Here is a 19,408-nt window from a genome sequence, read left to right on the forward strand (position 1 = left end):
GGGATGAGCGAGCGGAGTGGCCGGTGAAGAATGAGCCGTCCGCGAAGCGAGTGAGGAGCCGGACGCGGCCGTAGGCGCCGCCGAACGCGGGGATGACCGGGAAGGGCGGAGACAGGGGGCGAGCGAAGGGGACCACGGGCACGGCGGATCTGCGGGGCGACGCCCCAGGCGGAGGTGAGGAAGACGCCTGTTACTCCGGTGCAGGTGACCGGCACGGTGCTGACGACGCGCCGGGTCGACGCTTACCATGCGCTGACCGTGGTGGCGCCCGGCATCGCCGAGCGTTTCCGGCCCGGTCACTTCGTGGCGGTGGCGGTCGGCGGCGCGCGGACGTCGTCGCTGACCCGCCGCGTCTTCTTCGTCCACGACGTCAAGCCCGACTACGGCGGCACCGTGGAGTTCGTCTTCACCGTGCGCGGCCCGGGCACCGAGTGGCTGGCCGAGCGCCGGGCCCGCGACACGCTCGACCTGGTCGGCCCGCTCGGCCGTCCCTTCCCGCTGCCCCGCGACCCGGTGGGCTGCGTCCTGACCGGCGGGGAGCACGGCTCGGCCGCGCTGTTCCCGCTGGCCGACGCGCTCCAGCGGCGCGGCTGCCGGGTCGACTTCGTGCTCGGCGCGGCCTCCGCCGACCGGGTGTTCGGCGCGCTGCGCGCCCGCCGGATGGGGGAGACCACCACGCTGACCACCGAGGACGGCTCGGTGGGGATGCGCGGCAAGGTCACCGACGTGCTGCCCGGGGTGATCGCCGACGTGCGGGCCGACGCGGTCTACGCGTGCGGCCCGATGGCGATGCTGCGTGGCGTCACCGCCGTGGCGGTCGAGTTCGACATCCCGGTCCAGGTGGCCGTGGAGGAGCGGATGGCGTGCGGGATCGGCGTGTGCATGACGTGCGTGCTGCCGGTCATCGGGGACGACGGCGTCACCCGGATGGTCCGCTCGTGCGTCGAGGGCCCGGTCTTCCGGGGCGAGCGCGTCCGGTTCGACGACGTCGGAACGATCCCGTTCGACGCGCTGGGAGCGCCCGGTGGGGGATCGCGGCATGCCGGTTGACATGCGCACGTACCTGGGACATGTGGAGCTGGTCAACCCGATCACCACGGCCGCCGGGTGCGCCGCGTCGGGCGCCGAGCTGGCGCAGTTCTTCGACCTGGGCCGCATCGGCGCGCTCACCACGCGGTCGATCACGATGGCCCCCAGGGCGGGCCGTCCGACGCCCAGGATGGCCGAGACGCCCTCGGGCATGCTGAACGCCGTCGGGCTCCAGGGGCCGGGCGTGGACGCCTTCCTGGAGCGCGAGCTGCCCTGGCTGGCCCAGCGGAGCGTCCGGACGGTGGTCTCCATCGGCGGCGGCACCGTGGCCGAGTACACCGCCCTGGCCCGCAGGCTCACCGACGCGCCCGGGGTGACCGCCGTGGAGGTCAACCTGTCGTGCCCCAACATCGAGGACCGCGGCCGGGTCTTCGCCCGCGACGGCGCCGCCTCGGCCGAGGTGATCGCCTCGGTGCGCTCGGTGATGCGCTACGACGTGCCCGTGGTGGCCAAGCTCTCCCCGGACGTGCCGGACATCGTCAGCGTCGCCCGCGCGTGCGTGGACGGCGGCGCCGACGCCCTCTCGATGATCAACAATCCGCTCGGCATGAGCATCGACACCGAGAGCATGCGGCCCGCGCTCGCCGCGGTCACCGGGGGGCTGTCCGGCCCCGCCGTGCGGCCGCTGGCCGTACGCTGCGTGTGGCAGGTGCACGCCGCGCTGCCCAGCGTGCCCATCATCGGCATGGGCGGCGTGCTGACCGGCCGGGACGCCTTCGAGCTCATCCTGGCGGGCGCCTGCGTCGTCGCCGTGGGCACCGCCCTGTTCCACGACCCCTACGCCTGCATGCGGATCCTGCGCGAGCTGGAGGAACTGCTGGCGGCCCGGGGGTTCAACCGGCTCGCCGACGCCGTCGGGCTGGCCCACCGCCCGCCGGGCGCGTCGACCCGGCACCGTACAGACCTGGAGGAGAGTTCCCTGTGAGGCCCGCACCCATCGCCGTAGCCCTGGACGCGCCCGACCTGGAGACCGCGGCCCGCTGGGCGAGCCTGGTGACGCCCCACGTCAGCACGATCAAGGTCGGACTGGAGCTCTACCTCCGCTACGGCCCCGAGGTGATCGCCTCGGTGCGCGGGGCGAGCGGCGTCGACATCTTCCTCGATCTGAAGCTGCACGACATCCCCAACACCGTCGCCGGCGCCGCAAGGGCCGTAGGACGGCTCAGGCCCGCCATCCTGACCGTCCACGCCGCGGGCGGCCCCGCGATGATCTCAGAGGCCGTACAGGCCCTTCCGGACACGAGGATCGCGGCCGTGACGGTGCTCACGTCGCTGTCGGAGGCCGACCTGGAGCGGATCGGCCTCGCCGGCCCGCCCGGCGACGCGGTGCGCCGCCTGGCGGCCATGGCCGTCGGCGCGGGCGCCCAGGCGCTCGTCTGCTCGCCGCAGGAGGTCGCCGCGGTGCGTGGGGAGGTGGGGCCGGACGTCACCCTGATCACCCCGGGGTGCGCCCCGAGGGCTCCGGAAGTCAGGACCAGGCGCGGGTGGCCACGCCGGAGCAGGCGTTCGCCGACGGGGCCGACCTGCTCGTGATCGGCCGCCCGATCACCGGTTCGGCCGACCCCGGCGCGGCGGCCGCGGGCATCGCCGCGGCCCTCCGGCGGAGCGCCGCAGCGGGCGATCGGCGAGTGTGATCTTCGTCGCTGAAAACGCCCCGTAGACCGTACTTTCATCGACACCGAGTCACAATCTCGTCACGCAGGGCGACAAAGTAGATTTTCTAAGGGGAGAAACTGGCCTTGACGTTGCTTGAAACGTCATGACCAGCTAGTTTCCCTTCCCGTCCGAGTACATCGACAGGAAATTCGAGGTGACCCGGCGTGGCTCTTCCTCCCCTTACCCCTGAGCAGCGCGCCGCAGCCCTAGAGAAGGCTGCCAAGGCCCGCCGAGAGCGTGCCGAGGTTAAGAACCGTCTCAAGCACGGCGCCATCTCTCTGGCTGAGGTGCTCAAAGACGGGCAGGCTGACGACGTCATCGGCAAGATGAAGGTCTCGGCTCTTCTGGAGTCGCTCCCCGGCGTGGGCAAGGTCCGCGCCAAGCAGCTCATGGAGCGGCTCGGCATCGCCGAGTCCCGCCGCGTGCGGGGCCTGGGTGCCAACCAGCGGGCTTCACTCGAGCGTGAGTTCGGCGGAGCCGAGAGCTAGTCTCGGTTCAAGTACGACCATGTTCGTCCCGTTTCGGCGGGAAATGTCATCACGGGGGGTCTGGAGTGTCCGGAACGACGCGGCAGGGCGGAAGCCCTGCCTCGGGGAAAGCCGCTGAAAGCGGGTCCGGCGGCTCCACCTCCTCGGCCGCGGGCCGGGGGCGGGCGCGAGTCCTCCCCGGCCCGGCTGGCAGGCGCCTGACGGTCCTCTCGGGGCCGTCGGGCGTCGGCAAGTCCACGGTCGTCGCCGAGCTCCGGCGGGCACACCCCGAGGTGTGGCTGTCGGTCTCGGTGACCACCAGGAAGCCCCGTCCGGGCGAGACCCACGGCGTGGAGTACTTCTTCGCCGACGACGAGGAGTTCGACCGCCTCGTCGCCTCCGGCGAACTGCTGGAGTGGGCCGAGTTCGCCGGCAACCGGTACGGCACGCCGCGCGGCCCGGTGCTGGAGAAGCTCGCCGCCGGGGTGCCCGCCGTACTGGAGATCGACCTGCAGGGCGCGCGGCAGGTGCGCGCGACCATGCCCGAGGCCCTCCTGGTCTTCCTGGCCCCCCCGACCTGGGAGGAGCTGGAGAAGCGCCTGCGCGGCAGGGGCACCGAACCCGAGGACGTCATCGAGCGGCGCCTCGCGGCCGGCCGCGTCGAGATGGCGGCCGAGCGCGAATTCGACCTGACCCTTGTCAACACGTCCGTCCAGGATGTATGCCACCGGCTGATAGCCTTGATGGCTGATGCTCCCGAGGCCTCGCGCCCCGGCCGTTCACCTAGCTAGGGGAAATCACACGTGGCTACCAACGCCTCCTCCTATTCCGAAGGCATCACCAACCCGTCGATCGACGCGCTGCTGGACATCGTCGACAGCAAGTACAGCCTCGTGATCTTCGGTTCGAAGCGGGCGCGGCAGATCAACGCCTACTACTCGCAGCTCGGCGAGGGCCTGCTCGAGTACGTCGGCCCGCTGGTCGAGACCCACGCGCAGGAGAAGCCGCTGTCCATCGCGCTGCGCGAGGTCAGCGAGGGCCTGCTCACCGCCGAGCCGATCGAGGGCTAGTCGCACCGATGACGTCTGGCGAGGGCGTGACGGCGGGCCGCCCGGCCGCGCCGGACGAGGGCCCGATCGGCGATCCGGCCGGCGACCGGCACGGCGTCCCCGCGGACGCCGCGGCGCGCGCGGAGGGCCGGTCGCCCCGCCCCTCCGTCGTCCTCGGCGTCAGCGCGGGCATCGCCGCCTACAAGGCGTGCGAGCTGCTGCGCCTGTTCACCGAGTCCGGCCACGACGTCCGGGTCGTCCCGACCCGCGAGGCCCTGAAATTCGTCGGCGAGCCCACCTGGGCCGCGCTGTCCGGCAACCCGGTCGCCACCGACGTCTGGGACTCGGTGCACGAGGTCCCGCACGTCCGGATCGGCCAGGGCGCCGACCTGGTGGTGGTGGCGCCCGCCACCGCCGACGTGCTCGCCCGCGCCGCCCACGGGCTGGCCGGCGACCTGCTGACCAACACCCTGCTCACCGCGCGGTGCCCGGTGGTGTTCGCCCCCGCGATGCACACCGAGATGTGGGAGCACCCGGCGACCAGGGCCAACGTCGCCACGCTCCGCGAGCGCGGCGCGATCGTCATCGACCCCGCCGTGGGCCGCCTGACCGGCGCCGACACCGGCCGCGGCCGGCTGCCCGACCCCCGCGAGATCTTCGAGGTCTGCCGCCGGGCGCTGCGCGGGCGCGGCGCCGACCTGGCCGGCCGCCGCCTGGTGATCTCCGCCGGCGGCACCCGCGAGGCCATCGACCCGGTCCGCTTCATCGGCAACCGCTCCTCGGGCCTGCAGGGGTACGCCCTGGCCCGCACGGCCGTCGCCCGCGGGGCGGAGGTCACCCTGGTGGCCGCCAACGTCTCACTGCCCGACCCGGCCGGGGCGACGGTGGTCCGGGTGGAGTCGGCCCTGGAGCTGCGCGAGGCCGTCCTGGCGGCGCTGGAGGACGCCGACGCGGTCGTCATGGCCGCCGCCGTGGCCGACTTCCGGCCCGTCGCGCCGCAAGACTCGAAGATCAAGAAGACCTCGGCCGGGCCCGAGCCGGTCCACCTGGTCGAGAACCCCGACATCCTCGCCGAGCTGGGGGAGCGCCGCCGCGAGGGGCTCAAGCCGTACCCGCGGGTCATCGTGGGCTTCGCCGCCGAGACCGACGACGTCCTGGCCAACGGCCAGGCCAAGCTCGCCCGCAAGGGCTGCGACCTGCTCGTCGTCAACCAGGTGGGCGCGGGCCTGGCCTTCGGCACCCCGGACAACGCGGCCGTGGTGCTGGGCGCGGACGGGGAGCGGGCGGAGGTGCCCCGCGGCCCCAAGGAGGACCTCGCCGACGTGGTCTGGGACCTCGTCGCCGAACGCCTGGCCTGACCGGCCGCCCGCCGGTGCTTGCCGGGGCCGCCCTCCCGGCGGATACTGCGTCCGGAAGGTCGTGGAACGCGTCCGGCGGGGAGGAGTCGACCATGCCGGTGTCCGCCGCCGTCCGGGCCCGGTGCCGCGCCCTGCTGCCCCCCGGTGAGGACATCCGCTACGTCCTGCCCGCCCTGTCGGTGGGCTCGCCGGGGATGGCCACGTTCCTGATCGTGGTCTCCAGCCGGTCGATCTTCGTGCTGTCCACCCGGTTCTTCGACCAGAACATGCCGACCTCGGTGTACGCCACGCACGCGCGCCGTACCCGCCTGGGGCCGGTCGAGTTCTCGGTGGGCGCGGCCATCGCGCTGGGCGGCATGGTCTTCGAGATCGAGGAGGAGTACGCGGCGGTGGTCGCCGCCGCGGACGCCGAGGTCTTCGCACCCGAGACACTGCCCCCGGACCCGCTCCCCGACCTCTGACCCGCCCCGAGGGGGCGCCGGTGTCTGGACCGAGGAGTGAGCGAGCGCAGCGAGCGAACGACGAGGGAAGACACCGGGCTCCAGCCCCCGAGCCGCGACGCGCAGCGTCGCCATGAGCCTGTGCGAGGGGGCGCCGGTGTCTGGACTGAGGAACGCAGGAGCGGAGCGACGAAGTGACGAGGGAAGACATCGGGTCTGAGCCCCCGAGCCGCGACGCGCAGCGTCGCCATGAGCCCGCGAGGCACGATACGAGGTGCTGAGCCGGGCCCGACACGAGATGATACGAACGTGATGGTTTCGCGGCGCCGTCACAGGTGGGGCTAGACTTCGGCGAAGCGCTACTGGCGTCGTGCCGATGCCAGAGCCCTGAACGCCAGCAGCCGCTGCATGAGGAGCCACTGACTTGTCCCGTCGCCTGTTCACCTCCGAGTCGGTCACAGAGGGCCACCCGGACAAGATCGCCGACCAGATCAGTGACGCGATTCTCGACGCCATGCTCAAGGGTGACCCCAGGAGCCGTGTCGCGGTCGAGACGCTGATCACCACCGGCCAGGTCCACGTCGCCGGAGAGGTGACGACGGAGACCTACGTCGACATCCCCGGTCTCATCCGGGAGAAGATCCTCGACATCGGCTACGACGCCTCCCACAAGGGCTTCGACGGCGCCTCCTGCGGCGTCTCGGTGTCCATCGGGGCCCAGTCGCCCGACATCGCCCAGGGCGTCGACGACGCCTACGAGGCCCGCGAGGGCGAGGCCGGCGACGAGCTGGACCGCCAGGGAGCCGGGGACCAGGGCCTGATGTTCGGCTACGCCTGCCGGGAGACCCCCGAGCTGATGCCGCTGCCGATCACCCTCGCCCACCGCCTGTCCGAGCGCCTGTCCCAGGTCCGCAAGAACGGCACCGTCCCCTACCTCCGCCCGGACGGCAAGACCCAGGTCACCATCGAGTACGACGGTGACAAGCCGGTCCGCCTCGACACCGTCGTCGTCTCCACGCAGCACGCGGCCGAGATCGACCTCAAGGAGATGCTGGCGCCGGACATCAAGGAGCACGTGGTCGACCCGGTGCTCGCCGGCCTGGACATCGACACCGAGGGTTACCGCCTGCTGGTCAACCCCACCGGCCGCTTCGAGATCGGCGGCCCCATGGGCGACGCCGGCCTGACCGGCCGCAAGATCATCGTGGACACCTACGGCGGCATGGCCCGCCACGGCGGCGGCGCCTTCTCCGGCAAGGACCCGTCCAAGGTGGACCGCTCGGCCGCCTACGCCATGCGGTGGGTCGCCAAGAACATCGTGGCCGCCGGTCTGGCCGACCGCGCCGAGGTCCAGGTCGCCTACGCCATCGGCAAGGCGCACCCGGTCGGCGTCTTCGTCGAGACCTTCGGCACCGAGAAGGCGCCGATCGAGAAGATCCAGGAGGCCGTGCTCAAGGTCTTCGACCTGCGCCCGGCCGCGATCATCCGTGACCTCGACCTGCTGCGCCCGATCTACTCGGCGACCTCCGCCTACGGCCACTTCGGCCGGCCGGAGTTCTCCTGGGAGGCCACCGACCGGGCCGACGCCCTGCGCGCCGCCGCCGGCCTGTAGACCGGGCCGCGGACCATCCGCCCGGCAGCCCCCGTGAGACGGCTCACGGGGGCTGCGCCGTTCCGGCGACCTTGATCGCGAACCGGTCACCGGCGGGAGTAGTTTCTCCTTGAAGGATCTTGGGGGAGAACGTGGACGGGCGGTCGGGGGCGGGCGAACCGCCCGCGGAGATCACAGGTTTCGTGGGGCGCAAGAAGGAGGTCCGCCAGATCAGGCGCCTCCTTCAGGCGTCGAGGCTGGTCACCGTCACCGGTGTGGCGGGCGTCGGCAAGTCGCGGGTGGCGGTGGAGGCCGCCTCCGGGGTGCGCCGGGCCTTCGCCGACGGCGTCCACGTCGTGGAGCTGGCCGGGGTCGGCGACCCCGGCCACCTGGAACGGGCCGTGGCCCGGGCGCTCGACCCGACCGGCACGCTCGCCGGCCCCGGGGACCCGGGGCTGGCCGGACTCCTCGGCGACCGGCAGGCGCTGCTGGTCCTCGACTCCTGCGAGCACCTGGTGGACGCCTGCGCGGCGCTGGCGCAGACCCTGCTGGAGAACAGCCCCGAGCTGAGGATCCTGGCCACCAGCAGGCAGCCGCTCGGCGTGCCGGGCGAGCACATCGTGGCGCTGCCGCCGATGGCGCTGCCCGGCCCGCGGGCCGGGACCTCCCTGGCCGCGCTCGCCCGGCACGACGCGGTCGCGCTGTTCCTGCAGCGGGTCGCCGCGGCGAACCCCGGCTACGCGCCCACCGACGCCGACGCCGCCCGGATCGCCGAGATCTGCGTCAGGCTGGAGGGGATCCCGCTGGCCATCGAGCTGGCCGCCGCCCGGGCCCGCGAGATCCCGCTCGGGTTGATCCTGCGCTTCCTCGATGACCGGCTCTGGCTGCTGGCGGGCCGTACGGCAGGCGGGCGGCACCCGACCGTCGGGGCCACCGTCGAGTGGAGCCACGAGCTCTGCACCGCCGACGAGCGGCTGCTGTGGGCGCGGCTGCCGGTCTTCGTCTCCGCCTTCGACGCGGCCGCGGCCGAGGCGGTGTGCGCCGACGGGGAGCTGCCCGCCGAACGGGTGCTCCCGGCACTGCTGGGGCTGGTGGACAAGTCGATCGTCGTGCCGGTCAGGCAGGAGGAGGACACCGTCTACCGGCTGCCGGGCATCATCCGCGAGTACGGCGTCGCGGCCGGGGGCGTCGACCGGGAACGGCTGCGCCGCCGCCACCTGGAGTACTACGCCGGCCTGGCGCAGCGGGGCCGGCGCGCCGGCCGGTACGGCGACCAGCTGCGGATGTGGATCCGGGTCCGGCGGGACTGGCCCAACCTGCGGGCGGCCCTGGACCTGTGCGCCGAGGACGCCGCCCTGCGCGAGATCGGCCTGATGACGGCCGCCGCGCTGTGGTACCTCTGGGTGGCCTGCGGGATGCTCCGGGAGGGCCGCCACCACCTGGAGCGGCTGCTGGCCCTCCCCGGGCCGTGGGACGACGCCCGCGCCTGGGGGACGCTCACCCTCGTCTACATCGCCGAGGCCCGCGGGGACCTGGAGCCGGCCCGGTCGCTGCTGGAGGAGTGCGACAGGCACTCCCCGCCCGGAGACCCCCTGATCCCCCTGGTCCATCTCAAGATGAGCGGCACGGTGGCCTTCCTGGAGGGCGACACGCGCGGCGCGGAGCGCATGCTGGGCGAGGCGGCCGAGCGGCTCGTCCCCGACGGGGAGGTGCCCGAGGTGTTCCTGCCCGCGCTGATCGAGCTGGGCACGAGCCTCGCCTGGGGCGGGGAGACGGCGCGGGCCGGGGAGGTCTTCCTGGAGTGCCGCCGGATCTGCGCCGAGCTGGGGGAGGAGTGGGCGAGCGCCTACGCCGACTACGGCCTGGGCCTGGTCGCGCTGGCCGAGGGCGACGCCGGCCGGGCCGCGGCGTACGCGCGCGACTCCCTGCGGGTCAAGCGGCGGCTGGCGGACGCGGTGGGCATCGTCTTCTGCCTGGAGCTGCTGGGCTGCGCCGCGGCCTGCGACGGAGACCTGCCCCGGGCGGGGCGGCTGCTCGCCGCGGCGCGGGCCGGCCGGAGCGACAAGGGGCTGCCGGAGGGGGGCTATCCGGTGATGACGGCCGACAGCGCCCGCTGGGCCGAGGTGGTGGACAGGGGCCTTCCGCCCCGGGAGGCCGAACGGGCGGCCCGCGAGGGCGCGGGGATGGGCCTCGCGGAGGCGGTCGCCTACGCGCTGGGCGAGGAACCCGGAGGGGACGCCGGGGACGCCGGGGAGGTCGGAGACGCCGGAGACACGGTGGGCGCGCGGGGCGGGGCCGTACGGGACGCCGGGGACTGGGCGCCGCTGACCCGCAGGGAGCGGGAGGTGGCCGAACTGGTCGCCGACGGGCTGACCAACCGGCAGATCGCCCACCGGCTGATGGTCGTCCAGCGGACCGTCGACTCGCACGTCGAGCACATCCTGGCCAAGCTGGGCTTCTCGGCACGCGCCCAGGTCGCGGCCTGGGCGACCCGGCGCCGCCGGGACGCGTGAGCGCCGGCTGCTAGGTTCTGTTCCGCCGGAGCACCGGAGAAGCCGAGAGCCGGAGGACCGGGGACGGAGAGGGGGTGCGGCGATGACGGCACGGCCGGGGAGACGACGGCCGGGGAACCTCCCGGTGGACCTGTCCAGCTTCGTGGGACGGGCCGGGGAACTGACCGACGGCGCGCGCCTGCTGGCCGGCGCGCGGCTCCTGACCGTCACCGGTCCCGCCGGGGTGGGCAAGACCCGCACCGCGCTGCGCCTGGCCGGCGGCCTGCGCCGCCTGTTCCCCGGCGGGGTGTGGCGGGTCGAGCTGTCGGGCACGGACGACCCCGCGGCGGCCGTCGCCGCGACGCTGGGGCGGCACGCGCCCTTCCCGGCACGGGACGCGGCGCCGGGCGGGGCGCGGGATGTGGAGCCGGAGGCGGGAGGTGGCGGGCTCCGAGACGCCGCGCCGGGCACGGCACGGGACGCGGTCACCGAGGACGCGGCTCCCGGAAGCCCGGCTCCGGCGGGTACGGCTCCGGCGGCCCCGAGGCCGCGTGACAGGCGGATGCTCATCGTCCTCGACACATGCGAGCACGTCCTCGGCGAGGCGGCCCGCCTGGCCGGGGCCCTGGTGGCCGACGTGCCCGGGGTCACCGTGGTGGCCACCAGCCGCAGGCCGCTCGGCCTGCCGGGGAGCGGGTGCTGCGACTGTCGCCGCTGCCGCCCGCGGACGCCGTACGGCTGTTCGAGGACCGGGCGGTGGCCGCCGATCCCGGCTTCGCGCTGACCGCCGCCGCCGCGCCGGCGGTCGCCGAGATCTGCGACCGGCTGGACGGGCTGCCGCTGGCCGTCGAGCTGGCCGCCGCCCGGATGCGCTCGATGTCGGCCGGGGACCTGCTGGAGGAGCTGCGCCACCGGTTCACCCTGCTGGGCGGGGTGAGCAGGAGCGTGCTGCCGCGCCACCGGGACCTGCGGGCGGCCGTGCAGTGGAGCCACCGGCTGTGCGACGCCGAGCAGCGAACGATGTGGCCGCTGCTCGCGGCCCTGCCCGGCCCCTTCGACCTGGCCGGTGCCGAGCGGGCCTGCGCGACGGCGCTCGGGGCGGACCGGGTGGCGCCGGTCCTGACCGGGCTGGTCGAGTCGTCGGTGGTGCTGCGCGAGCCGGGGGACCGCTACCGGATGCCGGAGCCCTACCGGCGGTTCGACCCCGAGCACCCGGGGCGCTCCGAGTACCCCGGGCACTCCGAGTACTCGGGGACCCTTGAGCACCCGGGGCACCCGAAGCGCCTGGAGCGTCTTGAGCCCGCCGAGCACTCCGAGGCCGCCGGGCACTCCGGGCCCGCAGAGCCCGCCGAGCACTCCGAGCGCCCGGTGGGGCACCGGGTGCGGCCGTCCGCGCCGCGGCAGCCGCGCGGCGTCTGGCGGCCGGCCTGCGGGGCCCTCCAGCCGGCGCGGATGAGGCAGGCGGTCGCCGGGACGCTCAGCGCCCGGGAGCTCCAGGTGGCCGAGCTGATCACCGAGGGGCTGTCGAACCCGCAGATCGCCATGCGGCTGGGCATCGCCAAACGCACCGTGGACGCCCACGTCCGCAACATCCTCGCCAAGGGTGGGCTGGCCTCCCGTACCCAGGTGGCCGCCTGGGTGGCCGAGAGCGACCGTCCGCCGCCCGCGCGCGCCTCCGGGGACGACACCGTACGGTGACCCGGCCGCCGGCCCGGAGGCCGGTGACGGCGCGGTCACCGTATGGCGGCCGGCCTGAACGGCCGGGGGCGCCTGAGGACGGCCGGAGGCGCCCGGGGACGCCCAGGGACGGGCTAGGGGAGGGCCGGGGACGAGCTCCGTATAGGCACATCAACCGATGCGGAACGCCCGGCCGGGCCGTCATCATGGACGCGGCCAGTGGGGCACCACGCGTGTCCCGGCTTTCCGCAGCGTTCGGGTGGAGCTTGGGAGGGGTCCCCTTCCGCCTGATTGTCGCCGGGACGCGCCCCGTGTCGGGCGTGACCCACTGGCCTTCACGCGTCTTCCACCCGGTGGCGCGGCGCCGGCGCGGCCCGGGCGTCCGCCGCCGGGTGGGGTGATTCTCCCGTGCCCGGCGGGGCGTCCGGGTCTGGTAGACCAGGTGGGTGACCGAGACCCGACCCGCACCCGTCGCCCGTCCTTCCTGTGACGAGGGCGCGCTGCTGCCGCTCGACGCCGTGCGCGGGGAGCGGGCCGGGGAGGCGGCGCCGGGTGCCGTGCGGCGGGCCGGGGAGGCGGCGCCGGGTGCGGTGCGGCGGGCCGGGGAGACCGCCAGGGGGGTGCCGGAGCCGGCCGCCGTGCTGCCGGTCGCCAGGGTCGCCGTGGACACCCCGTTGCCCCACCTCGACCGGCCGTTCGACTATCTCGTCCCGGCCGCCATGGACGCCGAGGCGGTGCCGGGCGTGCGGGTCCGCGTCCGCTTCGCGGGCAAGCTCGTGGACGGGCTCCTGCTGGAGCGGACCGAGGCCAGCGAGCACCAGGGCAGGCTGGCCCGCCTGGAGCGGGTGGTCTCCCCGGAGCCGGTGCTCACCCCCGAGATCGCCGCTTTGGCCCGCGCCGTGGCCGACCGCTACGCCGGGGCCATGGCCGACGTGCTGCGCCTGGCCGTGCCCCCGCGCCATGCCCGGGCGGAGGCGGAGGAACGGCCGGAGACGCCCGGCGGTCCCGGCTCCGCGCCGACCGCGGACGGCCCGGCTTCCGAGGACACGCCCGCCGGTTCCGCCCCGGGCGACGACCCGTCCGGCGGCCCCGGTTCCCTTCCGGCTCCTGGCGGCCCCGGCCCCTGGGCCGACTACCCCGACGGGGAGGCGTTCCTTTCGGCCCTGGCCGAGGGACGCGCGCCGCGCGCCGTGTGGACCGCGCTGCCCGGCGTCACCGCCGACGGCCCCGAGTGGCCCCGCGCCGTCGCGGTCGCGGTACGGGAGACCCTCCGAGGCGGCCGGGGGCGCTCGTGGTGGTGCCCGACGGCAAGGACGTGGCGCTGGCCGACGCGGCGCTGACGGCCGTCCTGGGTCCGGGCGCGCACGTCGCCCTCACCGCCGACCTGGGGCCCGCCGAGCGCTACCGCCGGTGGCTGCGGGTCGCCCGGGGACGGGTGCGCGCCGTCGTCGGCACCAGGGGCGCGGCGTTCGCTCCGGTCGCCGGCCTCGGGCTGGCGGTCATCTGGGACGACGGCGACGACCTGCACGCCGAGCGGCTCGCGCCGTACCCGCACGCCCGCGAGGTGCTGGCGCTGCGCGCCCACCAGAGCCGCGCCGGCCTGCTCGTCGGCGGGTACGCCCGTACCGCCGAGGCCACCCGGCTGCTGGCCACCGGCTGGGCCGGCGCTCTCGTCGCCGCCCGCCAGACGGTCCGGGCCAGGGCGCCCTGGGTACGGCCGGCCGGCGAGGACGCGGAGCTGGCCAGGGACGAGGCGGCGCGGGCCGCCCGGCTGCCCAGCCTCGCCTGGCGGGCACTGCGGGCCGGCTTGGAGCGCGGCCCGGTGCTGGTGCAGGTCCCGCGGCGCGGCTACCTTCCCGCGCTGGCCTGCCTGAACTGCCGGGCGCAGGCCCGCTGCGGGCACTGCTCGGGGCCGCTCGCCCTGCGGTCGGGTCACGCCGTGCCGTACTGCCGCTGGTGCGGGCGGATCGCCGGCGACTGGCGCTGCCAGGCCTGCGGCGCGTCCCGGGTGCGCGCGCAGGTCGTCGGGGTCCGCCGGACGGCGGAGGAGCTGGGGCGCGCCTTCCCCTCGGTCCCGGTGCGGACCTCCGGCCGGGACGGCGTGCTGACCACGATCGGCTCAGGCCGGGCGCTGGTGGTCGCCACGCCCGGGGCCGAGCCGGTGGCCGAGGAGGGCTACGCCGCCGCCGTGCTGCTGGACGGCTGGGCCCTGCTCGGCCGGCCCGACCTGCGGGCCGCCGAGGAGACGCTGCGCCGCTGGATGAACGCCGCGGCGCTGCTGCGGCCCCGCGCCGAGCTGGTCGTCATGGCCGACTCCGCGGTGCCGGCCGTGCAGGCGCTGCTGCGCTGGGATCCCATCACCCACGCCGAGCGGGAACTGGCCGACAGGACAGAACTGGGTTTCCCCCCGGCGGTGCGGATGGCGACCCTCACCGGCTCGCCGGCGGCGGTCAGGGAGATGCTCGGCGAGGTGGCGCTGCCGGACGGGGCGCAGGTCCTGGGACCCGTCCCGGTCGAGACGCACAGGGGCGACCAGGTGCGGGAACGCGCCATGGTGCGGGTCTCGTGGGCGTCGGGGACGGCGCTCGCCGCCGCGCTGAAAGGGGCCGTCGGAGTGCGCTCGGCACGCAAGAGCCCGGAGCCGGTCCGGGTGTGCATTGACCCTCTCGATGTGATTTGACGTGTTTCCCCGATTCGCGGTGCCGTCGGTAAGCCGTTAATTTTCCCCTGTGTCGATCGAATGGGTGAATCGGGCCGTCGCCGACCTGCGCGAGTGGGGGCGCGCGCGGGGCGTCGACGTCGACGTCGACGAGGTCCGGCTGCTCTGCGACTACGCGAGCGACTATCTGAACGTGCACGAACTGGGGGACTTCACCCCGGTCACTTTCGAGGAACTGCTGCTCGACATCTATCCGCGGAAGGTCATCGCCCCGCCGGAGAGCGCCGCCGAGACCGTCGCCGCCGCCCGGACGCTCGTCGACTTCCTGCTCGCCACCGAGGAGATCGGCGGCAAGATGGCCGCGCGGATGCGCTCCACCCTCGACCGGATCGAGCCGGAGATGCCGGTGGCGCTCGCCGACACCTCCCTGTTCGGCATGGCCAAGAGCCTGTTCAGCGCCATGGGCGCCGACTCGCTGGAGCAAGGCGACGTGTCGGTGTCGTCGGCGGCCGAGGTCGACGGGCCGGACGGGGAGCACGGCGCCGGGTCGTGCGACTGTCCCGCCTGCTCCCCGCCGCTCCCGCCGGTACGGCTCGCGCCCCGCGAGGAGCTGGCCTCCGACGCCCTGCGGGTGCCCCTGGTGCGCGACGCCCGGCGGCTGGCCCAGTGGATGCTGGCCGGGGGCCGCACGCCGACCGTCAGGGGCGGCTGCGGGTCCGCGACGCCGCCGAGGCCCGCGCCCAGCTCGGGGTGGCCGACCCGGCCCTGCTGTGGGACCTCGCGGTCCACGCGGGCCTGGTGCGGGTCGAGCGCACCGCCGTCTTCGACGGAGACGAGCCCGGCCCGCTCGACGTCTGGGCGGCGGTCGTGGGCTTCCTGCTGACCTCCGGCACCGGCGGCGCCGTCACCGGGCACCCGGCCCTCGACGAGGAGATCTACACCCTGCTCGACATGGCGTACCGCCTCCAGGAGCCCGTGCCGCTGCCCGCGGTCGCCGAGCACCTGGAGGGGGTCGGGCTGCTGGACGACGGGCCGGTGGACCTCATCGCGCTCGTGCGGCGGCTGGCCTACTGCGGGCTGGCCGAGGCCGACGTGGACGACCACCCCGACGGCGACGGCGAGGACGACGGCGAGGCCCCGGAGGTCCTGGAGCTGACCCCGCTGGCCGTGTGGGGCATGCGGAAGCTGTACGGTGACTTCGGCATCGAGGCGCCCGAGGCGGCCGACATGGTCGCCGTCGGCGCCCCCGAGCTCATCGAGGAGCTGCTGTCGGGCATCCCCGAGGAGATGGCCGAGGCCGACATCGAGGGCTGGCTGCGCGGCAGGCCCCCGCTGGAGGCCGCCGCCGAGCTGCTCGACGCGGCCTCCGGCGCGCAGTCGGTCGTCAGGGGCGTCGCGGTGTCGATCGTCGACCGGCTCGGCCCGGAGGCCGAGGAGGCGGTCCGCGGCCGTCTGGACGAGGCCGAGCTGCGCCCGCACGCCATCCACTGGCTCTCCGCCCGTGGACTGCCCGCCCCGGCGCTCACCCCCGACGAGGCGCTGTGGATGAGCGTGGACATGCTCGCCCTGGCCATCTCCGCCGCCGAGGACGACCCCGAGGCGTTCGCCGAGAACATCTCGGCCTCAGGCCCGCCGGCCCACGTGATCGAGGAGATGTGGCGGGTGGACCACCCCGAGGTCGTCGAGGTCCTGGAGCTGCTCGGCCGCTCCATGCGGGACCAGGCGACCGCCAAGGCCGCCCGCAAGGCCGCTTTCAAGGCGCGCTCCCGCGCCATCGGTTAGCCGTACACCCGTGAGGCCCGAGTGCAGTAAGTTGCTCGGGTGGCAAAGAGCGGGAACTCCGGCAACGTCTTCGATCTCGGCGAGCTGCGCAGGCTCGTGGAGGAGCTGGGATCGGGGTCGCGCGAGGCGCGTGCCGCCGTCCTCGACGAGGTCGCCGCGGACGGCGGCGACTGCGACTGCCCCGGCTGCGGCCCCGACGCGCTGAGCTTCCCGCCGGTCCGGCTCGCCCCCGACGGGGAGCTGGCCGCCGCCGTCCTGGAGGTCCCGCTGGTGCGCGACGCCCGGCGGCTGGCCGCGTGGACCGGCACCCGCCAGGTGACGCCCGAGGGCCTGCTGCCCGACCCGTTCCTGCCCTGCGCCGAGCTCGGCCTGCCCGGCCCGTCGCGGCTGCACCTGCTGTGGGTCGTCGCGGTCAACACCCGCATGATCCGCATCATGCGGGGCGTGGCGTCGCCCGGCCCGCTGGCGCCGTCGGCCTCGCTGCCCCCCGCGGCGCTGCTGGAGTTCTGGGACGGCGTGGTGATGGACGTCCTGGACCGCGCCGACGAGTCGCTGACCGGCTCCGCCGTGGTCGACGACCACCTGGCCGAGATGCTCGCCACGATGTACGCCGTGCACGACGGCCTGTCCCGCGCCACGCTCGTCAAGGGCATCCTGCAGTCCCACGAGGTGGCCTGCCAGGCCCGCCCGGCGGAGATGCGGGCGCTGGCCGCCGCGCTGCCCGGTGAGCTGGAGGCGGCACTGGAGCTGCTGGGCTACTGCGGGCTCGTCGAGACCTCCGGGGCGGGCCTGCCCCGGCTGACCCCGCTCGGCATGTGGGCCGTCCGTCAGGACCTGCTGCGCGAGGGCCACGACGCGCCCACCGCGTCCGAGGTCGCGGTCTTCGCCGGCCTCGACGCCGCCGAGCTGGTCGAGGCGATCACCGACCGCTCGGCCGCCCCCAGCGCCGTCGCGGTGTGGCTCGCGTCCCGCGCGCCCGAGGTCGCGGCCCGGGAGCTGGTCAAGATCGCCGCGTCCGGCACGGCCGCCCAGCGCGCCACCGTCGGCTCCATCCTGGAGGAGCTCGGCCCCGAGGCCGAGGCCCCGCTGCGGGAGGCGCTCGCCGAGCCCGCGATGTGGCGTTACGCCGCCTCCTGGCTGCACATCCGCGACCTGCCCGCGCCCGCCCTCACGCTCGCCGACCGCACCTGGCTCACCGTCGACACCCTCGCCGCGATGACCTGCCCCGGCCGGGCCGCCGACGTGGCGCGCGAGTTCGACCTGCTCGAACCCGGCGAGGACCCGGTCCGGGTGATCGAGGAGATGGCCCGTGCCGGCCACCCCGAGACGCTCGCCGTACTCGACCTGCTGGCCGCCCGGCACGGCGAGCCGGCCGTCGCCAAGGCCGCCCGCAAGGCCGCGATGAAGACCCGCTCGCGCTGACCCGCCCGCCGCCCGGCCGGGGGAGACCCCGTGTACGGCGGGCCCGGTGCGTGCCCGGCCGGTCCGATCCGCGGGGGACGCGATCCCGCCGCCGGGCCTCCGCCCGGCGCGTTCCCGGCCGGACCGGTGCCGGGCCGACGGGCCCGGTGGACCCGGTCCGGGCCCTTAGACTTGGGGGAATCCCCTTAAAAGCGTGAGGAGAGCCTGTTGGCCATTCAGTCGATCCGCCTTTTCGGCGACCCGGTGCTGCGCACCCCAGCGGAGCCGGTGAAGGACTTCGACAAGGAGCTGCGCAAGCTCGTCAAGGACCTCACCGACACGATGATGGACGCCCCCGGGGCCGGCCTGGCCGCCCCCCAGATCGGCGTCGGGCTGCGCGTCTTCACCTACTACGTGGACGACCAGCTCGGGCACCTGATCAACCCCAACCTCGACCTGTCCGACGACCAGGACACCGAGGGCGAGGAGGGCTGCCTGTCCTTCCCCGGTCTGTCGTTCCCCACGCCCCGGGCGATCCGGGCCGTGGCCAAGGGGTTCAACATGCACGGCGAGCCCGTCACCCTTGAGGGCACCGACCTGATGGCCCGCTGCTTCCAGCACGAGACCGACCACCTCGACGGCATCCTGTTCATCGACCGGATGGATGCGAAGCAGCGCAAGCTCGCCATGAAGGCGATCCGCGAGGCCGAGTGGAACGGGGTGGCCGCGCCCGCGATCAAGTTCTCCCCGCACACCACCCACGGGAAGGCTCTGTAGGAACCTTGCGCCTGGTCTTCGCCGGTACCCCGGACATCGCCCTGCCCTCGCTGCGGGCCCTGCTCGACTCCTCACGCCACGAGGTGGCCGCCGTCGTCACCCGGCCGGACGCCCAGTCCGGCCGCGGCCGGAAGGTCCACCCGAGCCCCGTCGCGGAGCTGGCGGAGGAGTCGGGCATCGAGATCCTCCGGCCGCAGAAGGCGGGCGACCCGGAGTTCCTGGACCGGCTGCGCCGGATCGCCCCCGACTGCTGCCCGGTGGTCGCCTACGGCGCGCTGCTGCCGCAGGACACCCTCGACGTCCCGCGCCACGGCTGGGTCAACCTGCACTTCTCGCTGCTGCCCGCCTGGCGGGGCGCCGCCCCGGTGCAGCACGCGATCCTGCACGGCGACGAGATCACCGGCGCGACCACCTTCCGGCTCGTCAAGGAGATGGACGCGGGCCCGGTCTACGGCGTCCTCACCGAGGAGATCCGCGCCTCCGACACCAGCGGCGCCCTGCTCGCCCGGCTCGCCGAGTCCGGCGCCGGGCTGCTCGCCGCCACCCTGGACGGGATCGAGGACGGCACGCTGGAGGCCGTCCCGCAGCCCCCCGAGGGGGTGAGCTTCACCAAGAAGATCACCGTGGACGACGCCAGGGTCGACTGGTCGGCGCCCGCCATGCGGATCGACCGGCTGGTCCGCGCCTGCACGCCCGTCCCCGGCGCGTGGACGGAGTTCCGCGGCCAGCGGCTCAAGCTCGGCCCGGTGCGGCCCGCCCCCGAGGCCGCCGGCCCGGACGCCCCGGCCGCCGGCCGGATCCTGGCGTCCAAGAGGTCCGTGCTGGTCGGCACGGCCACCTGCCCGGTCGAGCTGGGCGAGGTGCAGCCGCAGGGCAAGCGCGTGATGAGCGCCCTGGAGTGGGCCCGCGGCGTGCGGCCCGGCGACGACGACCTCATGGGCGGCGCGTCGTGAGCGGCCGGGGAGCGGCG

15 protein-coding genes and 2 pseudogenes are annotated in these 19,408 nt (G+C 75.0%); all 17 read left to right on the top strand.

Features of this window, described 5'->3' with window-relative positions; translation table 11 throughout:
* Window positions 1-198 precede the first annotated feature (198 nt).
* The 17 genes and pseudogenes from ACQP10_RS12015 to fmt all read left to right on the top strand — a co-directional run bounded on the left by ACQP10_RS12015 (window position 199) and on the right by fmt (window position 19,391).
* Window positions 199-1,050, top strand: a complete 852-nt coding sequence (locus tag ACQP10_RS12015) for a dihydroorotate dehydrogenase electron transfer subunit (protein WP_346020355.1) — start codon at window positions 199-201, stop codon at window positions 1,048-1,050.
* On the top strand, window positions 1,040-2,014 hold the full coding sequence (locus ACQP10_RS12020) for a dihydroorotate dehydrogenase (protein ID WP_346020354.1): 975 nt from the start codon (window positions 1,040-1,042) through the stop codon (window positions 2,012-2,014). The genes ACQP10_RS12015 and ACQP10_RS12020 overlap by 11 nt, the downstream gene beginning before the upstream one ends.
* Window positions 2,011-2,723 (top strand): annotated as a pseudogene (gene pyrF / locus ACQP10_RS12025) (orotidine-5'-phosphate decarboxylase). Before ACQP10_RS12020 ends, pyrF begins: the two are co-directional and overlap by 4 nt.
* A gap of 186 nt (window positions 2,724-2,909) precedes the next feature.
* Entirely contained in the window at window positions 2,910-3,233 is a 324-nt protein-coding gene (gene mihF, locus ACQP10_RS12030) for an integration host factor, actinobacterial type (protein ID WP_012889515.1), read from the top strand.
* A gap of 197 nt (window positions 3,234-3,430) precedes the next feature.
* Window positions 3,431-4,003 carry a guanylate kinase gene (gene gmk / locus ACQP10_RS12035; RefSeq protein ID WP_179822772.1) on the top strand — a complete coding sequence of 191 codons (573 nt, stop codon included), beginning with the start codon at window positions 3,431-3,433 and terminating at the stop codon, window positions 4,001-4,003.
* A 12-nt stretch (window positions 4,004-4,015) separates the two neighbouring features.
* Window positions 4,016-4,282 (top strand): DNA-directed RNA polymerase subunit omega, encoded by a 267-nt coding sequence (gene rpoZ, locus ACQP10_RS12040; RefSeq protein ID WP_179818449.1) that lies wholly within the window; start codon window positions 4,016-4,018, stop codon window positions 4,280-4,282.
* Window positions 4,283-4,290: 8 nt separating this feature from the next.
* Window positions 4,291-5,619, top strand: coding sequence for a bifunctional phosphopantothenoylcysteine decarboxylase/phosphopantothenate--cysteine ligase CoaBC (coaBC, locus tag ACQP10_RS12045; protein WP_433541369.1), 1,329 nt, complete (start codon window positions 4,291-4,293; stop codon window positions 5,617-5,619).
* A 92-nt stretch (window positions 5,620-5,711) separates the two neighbouring features.
* Window positions 5,712-6,080: a hypothetical protein gene (locus ACQP10_RS12050; protein WP_346020351.1), complete on the top strand. Its 369-nt coding sequence runs from the start codon at window positions 5,712-5,714 to the stop codon at window positions 6,078-6,080.
* 403 nt (window positions 6,081-6,483) lie between these two features.
* The gene (gene metK, locus ACQP10_RS12055; protein ID WP_179818447.1) at window positions 6,484-7,671 is read left to right on the top strand and encodes a methionine adenosyltransferase; all 1,188 of its coding nucleotides are present in this window, start codon (window positions 6,484-6,486) and stop codon (window positions 7,669-7,671) included.
* Window positions 7,672-7,853: 182 nt separating this feature from the next.
* Window positions 7,854-10,163: an ATP-binding protein gene (locus ACQP10_RS12060; protein ID WP_433541370.1), complete on the top strand. Its 2,310-nt coding sequence runs from the start codon at window positions 7,854-7,856 to the stop codon at window positions 10,161-10,163.
* Window positions 10,164-10,287: 124 nt separating this feature from the next.
* Window positions 10,288-10,926: a hypothetical protein gene (locus tag ACQP10_RS12065; protein ID WP_433541371.1), complete on the top strand. Its 639-nt coding sequence runs from the start codon at window positions 10,288-10,290 to the stop codon at window positions 10,924-10,926.
* Complete coding sequence (locus ACQP10_RS12070; RefSeq protein ID WP_433541372.1) at window positions 10,839-11,840, top strand: LuxR C-terminal-related transcriptional regulator; 1,002 nt, start codon at window positions 10,839-10,841, stop codon at window positions 11,838-11,840. Before ACQP10_RS12065 ends, ACQP10_RS12070 begins: the two co-directional genes overlap by 88 nt.
* A gap of 497 nt (window positions 11,841-12,337) precedes the next feature.
* Window positions 12,338-14,499 (top strand): annotated as a pseudogene (locus ACQP10_RS12075) (primosomal protein N').
* Window positions 14,500-15,144: 645 nt separating this feature from the next.
* The gene (locus ACQP10_RS12080; protein ID WP_433541373.1) at window positions 15,145-16,260 is read left to right on the top strand and encodes a hypothetical protein; all 1,116 of its coding nucleotides are present in this window, start codon (window positions 15,145-15,147) and stop codon (window positions 16,258-16,260) included.
* 39 nt (window positions 16,261-16,299) lie between these two features.
* Window positions 16,300-17,682, top strand: a complete 1,383-nt coding sequence (locus ACQP10_RS12085; protein WP_433541374.1) for a hypothetical protein — start codon at window positions 16,300-16,302, stop codon at window positions 17,680-17,682.
* 207 nt (window positions 17,683-17,889) lie between these two features.
* On the top strand, window positions 17,890-18,438 hold the full coding sequence (gene def / locus ACQP10_RS12090) for a peptide deformylase (RefSeq protein WP_179818445.1): 549 nt from the start codon (window positions 17,890-17,892) through the stop codon (window positions 18,436-18,438).
* A 5-nt stretch (window positions 18,439-18,443) separates the two neighbouring features.
* Window positions 18,444-19,391, top strand: coding sequence for a methionyl-tRNA formyltransferase (gene fmt, locus ACQP10_RS12095; protein WP_346020344.1), 948 nt, complete (start codon window positions 18,444-18,446; stop codon window positions 19,389-19,391).
* Window positions 19,392-19,408 lie beyond the last annotated feature (17 nt).

Origin of the sequence: Streptosporangium sandarakinum (assembly GCF_050942225.1) — a bacterium.
GTDB classification, from domain to species: domain Bacteria; phylum Actinomycetota; class Actinomycetes; order Streptosporangiales; family Streptosporangiaceae; genus Streptosporangium; species Streptosporangium nondiastaticum.